Genomic DNA, 7,022 nt, shown 5'->3' on the forward strand with positions numbered 1-7,022 from the left:
TGTCAACGGCGGAGTAAAACCCGACCAAAGGGCGGCGCAAAAGTAGGCCACTTTGGGGTTGGGCGTGAAGGGCGCATAGAGCGCTGGCGGCCAGTCGACCGCGCTCCCCAAATAGCTGGCGGTTGACTGGCCGCCTTGGCCCGTGAGGGCCAAGTCATGGATTGTCGGTCAGGAGGTTTTGGTGGCTTTTCGCGCCTGGCTTTGGGCCAGGCGATAACTTTCGCCGTTCATCTCGAGGATGTTGACGTGGTGGGTCAGCCGGTCGAGGAGCGCCCCGGTCAGGCGCTCGGTTCCGAAGGTCTCCGTCCATTCATCGAAGGGCAAGTTGCTCGTGATCAGCGTAGCCCCGCGCTCGTAGCGCTGCGAGATCAATTCAAAGAGCAGCTCGGCCCCGGTTTTGGAGAGAGGGACGAAGCCCAATTCGTCGATGATCAGCAGCTTGGCGTTGGCCATCTGTTTTTGGACCCGCAGCAGGCGACGCTCGTCGCGCGCCTCCATCAGTTCGTTGACCAAGGCCGCGGCGGTGGTGAAGCTGACCGTCATCCCTTTCTGGCAAGCAGCGAGCCCCAGGCCGAGGGCGACGTGGGTTTTGCCGGTGCCGCTTGGGCCGAGGGCGATCACGTTCTCGCGCCGTTCGATCCAGTCGCAGCGCGCCAGTTCCAGCACCTGCATCTTGTTGAGCTTGGGGATTGCCTTGAAGTCGAAGCTGTCGAGGCTTTTGGTGGCCGGGAACTTGGCCGCCTTGATGCGGCGCTCGACCATCCGTCGCTCGCGATCGATCAGCTCCAGTTCGACCAGGCGCGTCAGGAACTGGACATGGTCCAAGCCCTCGGCGGCGCATTGGCGCGCCACCTTCTGATACTCACGCAGGAATGTCGGAAGCTTCAGCCTCTTGAGGTGATGCTCCAGCAGGATTTCGGGGGCATGGGTCATTCCGCAGCCTCCGACATCAGGGACATGTAGCTGGCCGCTGAGGTCGTCTCGACCCGCGCCCGTGGCAGGTAGGGGTACACGTCGAGGTCGAGCCGTGGTGGCCGCTTCTCGACCTGACACAGAACCAGATGCTTCACAGCATCAAAGCCGACCGCGCCCATCTTCAGGGCCTGCTTTACGGCGGCGTGTAGCTCCTCCATGCCGAAGGTCTCCAGAAGACGCAGCACCTGGACATACTCGCGGCGCCCTATCTTCAGCATGCGCGCTTCCATCAGGCGGCGCAGCGTGTCGAACTCTTTTGGCAAGTCCCACTCCGCAAGGGGCGCAGCCTGATCCAAAGCATTGATCTTGCGTTCGATCAGCGGGAGGTAGTGGATCGGATCGAACACCATGTCCTCGCGCGCGTAGCACCGCGGATGGCGTGCGATCACGTCCCCACGGCAGCCAATCACCACCTGATCGACATAGGCCCGCACCCACACATCCTGATGGCCATAGGCCACGGGGACCGAGTAATCGTTGGTGTTGTAGCGGACCAAAGACTGGGAGCTCACCCGGCCGCTGGCCTGTGCGCAGGCCTCAAAGGGGGCGGCTGGCAAGGGGCGCATCTCGGCCAGATCCCGCTGCAGGCGCGCGCCGATCATCTCCGTGTGCCCACGCAAGGTGTCGCCCTGACGGGCACGGCACTGCTCTTCAAGGTAGGCGTTGAAGCTCTCCCAATCCGGGAAGTGGGGGATCGGCACCATGTGGTTGCGGCGCACGTAGCCCACCATCCCCTCGACATTGCCCTTGTCATTCCCTTTGCCCGGCCGCCCGTAGCGGTCTCGGAACAGGTAGTGCGACAGCAATCCGCTGAACTGCGTCGCGCGGACCCGTGTCCCATCCGGCTGGATCTTCGAGACCAGGCAACGGTCGTTGTCATAGAGAACCGACAGAGGCACCCCGCCAAAGAAGGCAAAGGCATGCACATGCCCGTCCATCCAGGCCTCCGCCGTCGCCGCCGGATAGGCCCGCACGAAGTAGGCATCGCTGTGCGGCAAATCCAGGACGAAGAAGTGGGCCTTTTGTTCGACACCCCCGATCACAACCAACGCTTCGCCAAAATCGGCTTGCGCATGGCCCGGCGGATGCGCCAGCGGCACGAACATCTCACGGGTGCGTCGTTCACGCTGCCGAACGTAGTCCTTGATAATCGTATAGCCGCCGGTGAACTCGTGTTCCGCCTTGAGCCGCTCGTGGATCCGCTTCGCTGTGTGGCGCTGCTTGCGAGGCAACTTCTTGTCCTCTTCAAGCCAGCCGTCGATGATCTCGCTGAACCCATCAAGCTTGGGACGCTTGATCTCCTTCGTGCGCCGGTATCCCGGCGGCGATGAGAACGCCAACATCTTGCGAACGCTGTCGCGCGATATGTTGAAATGGCGCGCCAGATCCCGCTGGCTCATCCCCTCGCTGCGCGCCAGCCTGACCTTCAGATAAAGTTCCACGGTGTAAATCTCCTCGCCCTCCCTGCTGCCGCAAGAAGGGAAAAAGTGGACGACTTTTACGCCGCCCGCACCGCCAATACGACGGCGCTACCGTGGTCTAATTTTGCACCGCCGTTCTCACCGTAATCGCTGCCCTTGAAGACCTTGTCCGCTCGGGCGCTATTGAACTAGCTGTCCCACAGATTGTCCTCGACGAGTTTTCGCGAAACAAGGAACGCGTAATTGAGGAGTCGCGCCGGGGTCTTCGGTCCCATTTCAGGCTCGTACGTGAGGCGATCAATAGATTTGGCGACGATGAATCAAAAGCGGCTGCATTGCATGGCCTGAACGAAGTCGATCACATGATCGCCATCAAGTCGGAAGCTGTAAACGATGCGATGGACCGGATCGAAAAACTGCTTGGGTCAGTTACCGCCATTCCGACGACCGACGACATAAAACGTCGAGTGACGGAGCGAGCCATCGTGGGATCGGCACCCTACCATCGCGACCGCAACAGTGTCGGTGACGCCATACTAATAGAAATTTACGCCGATCTCTTGGCCGCACGATCAGCTGGCCAAGCATTGGCATTTGTGACCCACAACACAAAGGATTTTAGCACCGTCAGGAGCGACCGCCGAGACCCTCACGAGGATATTGCACACCTGTTCACTCCGTCCTTTTCAGCCTACGCAGTGTCGATCGTCGACGTCCTTCGGGAATGTGATCCCGAACTTCTAGCCGATCACAGCGCGGAGCTTAGCTTCTCACAACAGTCGCGATCCCTGTCTGAAATTCTCGAAGCCGAGCATCTGCTTTTCCATCAAGTCTGGTACAATCGACACTGGAATCTTCGAAGCGCTATCGAAGACGGGACGCATCATGTCGTGAACGAGTCAGATTATTGTCGGGATCCGCATCGCGCAGATCAGACGCTTGATACCGTTTGGGACAAGGCTCTCAAGGCGGCGAAACGCACTGAGGACGAGGTAGGTGTTGATAATCTCGGTCCATGGGACGATTTCGAGTGGGGCATGATCAACGGCAAGCTTTCCGCATTGCGCTGGGTGCTGGGTGACGACTGGGACATGCTCGATACATGAGGGTAGGCTAGCTGCGCCTAGAATAGCATTTGTCCGGCGTTAGTTGGACATCAAGTCGATGCCCGCTAAGGCAAATCAACCCTCTGCCGACGACTTGGAACTACGAATTTTCACCCATAACCCTCCGCCTTCAGGGTGGTTTTCCGGCACAATTCCGAGGACCCAAAGAACTCGTTCAAAATGCCGGTTGAGACAATCAAAATCCGACATGCGGTCCCAATTCGGAGCTTTGTCAAACAGCACTTGAAGATCCTCTCTCAACAGGCGAAACCAATCTTTCAGGCCAAGATTCTCGAGGTAGAGGTTTAGTTCGGGTGGAACATCGATTGAGGGATCGGCACAGTCGAGGCGGCCCGCGACTCTCGCAGCCATTTCCAGGATCGATTGAGCCATTTCACAGGCATTGCCGAAGACTCGATCAAGATCATTATCCACTTCATAGGCCTGCAAGGCGCTAGGCGTGATTGCTAGCGCGCCGTCAATCAGTCCGGTCAGAGGATCGGCAAAATATCGCCATTCTCGGTGGTCGAAACCACCGATCAATCTTTGTGACCAATAGGTGCTGAAATACAAACCGCCATGGCGGGCTAGCGCACCATTGAAATCATCCCGGTCGTGAAAGTTCTCGATTGCACTTTGTCGTGCATCGAACAGCTCTTCTAACGCTGCGTCTGCTAGTGAGGAACACAGTACACTGATACCGAGCTGGCGGATCTCTTGATCTTCGGCTAGCAAAGCGTGTCCGAGATCAACCTGGATCACGGGATGGATATAGAATTTTCTGTCAATCTGCACAAATTCGGTTCGGCTGACACCGTGATACAAGTCATTGTCGGAAGGAGGATGGACCGGCCTATCCTGTTCGGTCTCTTCCAAGAATGCCGCCAATCCCTCTGAAATGTTCTGCGCGTAGGTGACGCCGTGCAACCGGCGCAAAGGGTAGACTGCACCGAAACCATTGATAACATCTTGCGCCGCGCGTGCGATGCGTCTCGCTGTCTCTTCTGAGTCGACGCCGAGAAATTTGAAATTCGTGCCATCCGCAAACGGCTCTGGCGCGTGCGTTTCGATTGATGAACGCAAGCGTGTCTCGGGCCTTCCGTGCTTGTCATCGTCTAGAACATCATCCAGCGCCCTTCTGAGCATCGCGTCCGTATTGGATTCAATGATGCATCCGATTCGTACGCGCGCTTTATCGAGTTCATCGCAACGTTTTTCGGCTATAAAAAAATCTTGCGAGCATCCAATTGCAGCTTGGTTCAGTTCTTGGACGTCCGTCGGTTCGACGCCATTTGTCAAACCGATTAACACTCGCAAAGGGGTCAGCGGAAAGACGACTTCTTCAACGTCCGAAGAGTGTGGAAGTAATGCCGACGACCAAGTGCCGCCAGCCCTGGCGATTGCGACGCAGTCTGGCAGTACCAGGCTTGGCTCAGAGAAGTCTACGAGCATCCAGGATAGCTTCGTCAGCTCCTTCAGGCGGGCTCGTTCAGCCTGGTTATCTGCAAGTGCCTTTTTCTGAGCCTTCGCCGCCAGATCGGGAATCGCTTTCGCCACTTTGCCAATTTCTGGGCTTAGCGAGATGAGGTGGGTCTTGGCATATTCGTCGAATTTCTCCCTAGCTAGATATGTCAGCATTCGAACAAGCGTGTCTTCCCCCAGATTTAGAATTTGCGGAAGACGCGAGGCTTGGATCGTTTCGCGGATTTGACGGTCGAGATCAAAATGGAGTGCCCCAGTATCGACGCCGAGCCAGTGACGTAAATAGGCGGGATCGTTCGTCACGCTCTGTATGGAACCGAGCATTTGACCAAATGCTCCACCTGTGAAATCCCTCACATGTTTAGCCCGCAGGAATAGATGCACTAGCGCGCGAAGATAGGGTTCGGAGCTTCCAGGTAGCGGTCCGGCCGGTAACGCCCGTAACTCTTGAATTCGTGGCGCATAGAGTGCGTTCTCTGCCGAGGTAATTTGGTCATCGAGCGTCGGGGCCCCTGTGGGATCGGATTCGGAATAGAACCAATCTTCAGACGCGGCCGATCTTATGCTTGTCTGAATCGGTTGGCGCGCCGACCGAACATATCTCCAAACGTGGCTTGGTCGATCGGGGTCTCGAAATCCCTTTAAAACAAAGCGGGGTATATAGTGCTGGTTTTTTCCGGCCATCGTTGAGCATGCTCGAATCAATGTGGCACCAGCGTTTTTGAACCGCCGGCGCAGTAGAGATGCGGCGTCAACCGCGCATTAAGGTAGCAAGTTGTTATTCAGTCATTCTAGCGGGTACCGCCTATTGTCATACAGCACGGGACGTTTGGTCTGCCCCACCGGAGTGGTCCACCAGATTTATTAGCCCGGCGGTTCCCACGTAGCGGCGTTCATGCCGCTACCTCCCCACAGTAAGGCGGTATGAACGCCGCGGGCAAGATGGCTTGTGGCGCGGGCGGTCGGTAGCCCAGAGAAGAGTGCGGACGCGCGGTGTTGTAATGCCACCGCCAGGTCTCGATCAGGACTTTCGCCTCCCTGAGATCATAGAAGATTTCCCTCGCCAACAACTCGTCTCTGAGCTTGGAGTTGAAGCTCTCGCAGTAGCCGTTCTCCCAAGGCGAACCGGGTTCGATATAGAGCGTCTTCACGCCGATCCGGCCAAGCCACTCGCGCAGGGCCGTGGCGATGAACTCGGGGCCATTGTCGGAACGGATATGCTCCGGCGGGCCATGATGCACGAACAGTTCGCCCAGCGTGTCTAGGACATCGCGGGAGTTGAGCTTGCGTTCGACACGAATGGCGAGGCATTCGCGAGTGAACTCATCAATCACACACAGCATGCGGAACACCTTGCCGTCATGCGTGCGGTCCTGAACGAAGTCATAGGACCAGACATGGCCCTTGTGCATCGGCCTCAGCCGGATGCAGGAGCCGTCATTCAGCCAGAGACGGCCTCTCTTTGGTTGTTTCATTGGCACTTTCAGCCCTTCACGCCGCCAGATGCGATACACCCGCTTCTCGTTCACATGCCAGCCATCCCGTCTCAGCAGGGCCGTGATCCGGCGGTAGCCATACCGGCCGAACCGTTCAGCCAGGGCGATGATGGCCGCTGTCAGCACATCCTCGTCCTGGCGTGGCACACGCGGCTTGCGCTGGGTGGAACGGTGCTGGCCGATCACGCGGCAGGCCCGGCGCTCGGTTGCGCCGAGTGTCTCCACCACATGATCGACCGCCTCGCGCTTGCGTGAAGGGCTCAGAACTTTCCCTTGATGACTTCCTGCAGGATCTGGTTGTCGAGGGTCAGATCAGAAATGGCGCGACGCAGCCGCGCATTCTCCTTCTCGATCTCCTTCAGCCGTTTGGCCTGGCCAACCTGCAGCCCGCCATACTCCTTGCGCCACCGATAGTATGTCTGTTCCGTCACCCCGATCGAACGCACGGCCTGACCCGTCGTCTCACCCCGCGCGAGGCGGACCTCCACCTCCCGCAGCTTCGCTATGATCTCTTCAGGCGTTGATCTCTTGCCCATGTCTCA

The 7,022-nt window shown here is 57.9% G+C and carries 5 protein-coding genes; 1 reads left to right on the forward strand and 4 read right to left on the reverse strand.

The features are described from left to right. Nucleotides 1-168 precede the first annotated feature (168 nt). Complete coding sequence (gene istB / locus B8784_RS18870) at nt 169-933, reverse strand: IS21-like element helper ATPase IstB (RefSeq protein WP_084396756.1); 765 nt, start codon at nt 931-933, stop codon at nt 169-171. Beyond that, nucleotides 930-2,417 carry an IS21 family transposase gene (istA, locus tag B8784_RS18875; RefSeq protein WP_169712612.1) on the reverse strand — a complete coding sequence of 496 codons (1,488 nt, stop codon included), beginning with the start codon at nt 2,415-2,417 and terminating at the stop codon, nt 930-932. The genes istB and istA overlap by 4 nt, the downstream gene beginning before the upstream one ends. Before the next feature lie 125 nt (nt 2,418-2,542). On the opposite strand from istA, the gene B8784_RS18880 reads away from it, so the two are divergent. After that, nucleotides 2,543-3,502, forward strand: coding sequence for a PIN domain-containing protein (locus B8784_RS18880; RefSeq protein WP_158085749.1), 960 nt, complete (start codon nt 2,543-2,545; stop codon nt 3,500-3,502). Nucleotides 3,503-3,577: 75 nt separating this feature from the next. Here B8784_RS18880 and B8784_RS18885 read toward each other — a convergent pair whose 3' ends face one another. Together B8784_RS18885 and B8784_RS18890 are read right to left on the reverse strand one after the other, a co-directional pair. Then, the gene (locus B8784_RS18885; protein WP_084399560.1) at nt 3,578-5,668 is read right to left on the reverse strand and encodes a DUF4238 domain-containing protein; all 2,091 of its coding nucleotides are present in this window, start codon (nt 5,666-5,668) and stop codon (nt 3,578-3,580) included. Nucleotides 5,669-5,877: 209 nt separating this feature from the next. Next, nucleotides 5,878-7,016 (reverse strand): IS3 family transposase gene (locus B8784_RS18890; RefSeq protein ID WP_143435295.1). Its coding sequence is split into 2 segments (ribosomal slippage): nt 5,878-6,758 and nt 6,758-7,016, totalling 1,140 coding nucleotides; the frame shifts between segments, so codons are not numbered across the junction. Nucleotides 7,017-7,022 lie beyond the last annotated feature (6 nt).

The sequence above is a fragment of the Henriciella aquimarina genome (assembly GCF_002088975.1).
Taxonomy (GTDB): Bacteria; Pseudomonadota; Alphaproteobacteria; order Caulobacterales; family Hyphomonadaceae; genus Henriciella; species Henriciella aquimarina.

Coding starts and splice junctions, on each gene's coding strand:
- istB (WP_084396756.1), bottom strand. CDS start 933: ATGACCCATGCCCCCGAAATCCTGCTGGAGCATCACCTCAAGAGGCTG.
- B8784_RS18885 (WP_084399560.1), bottom strand. CDS start 5,668: ATGGCCGGAAAAAACCAGCACTATATACCCCGCTTTGTTTTAAAGGGA.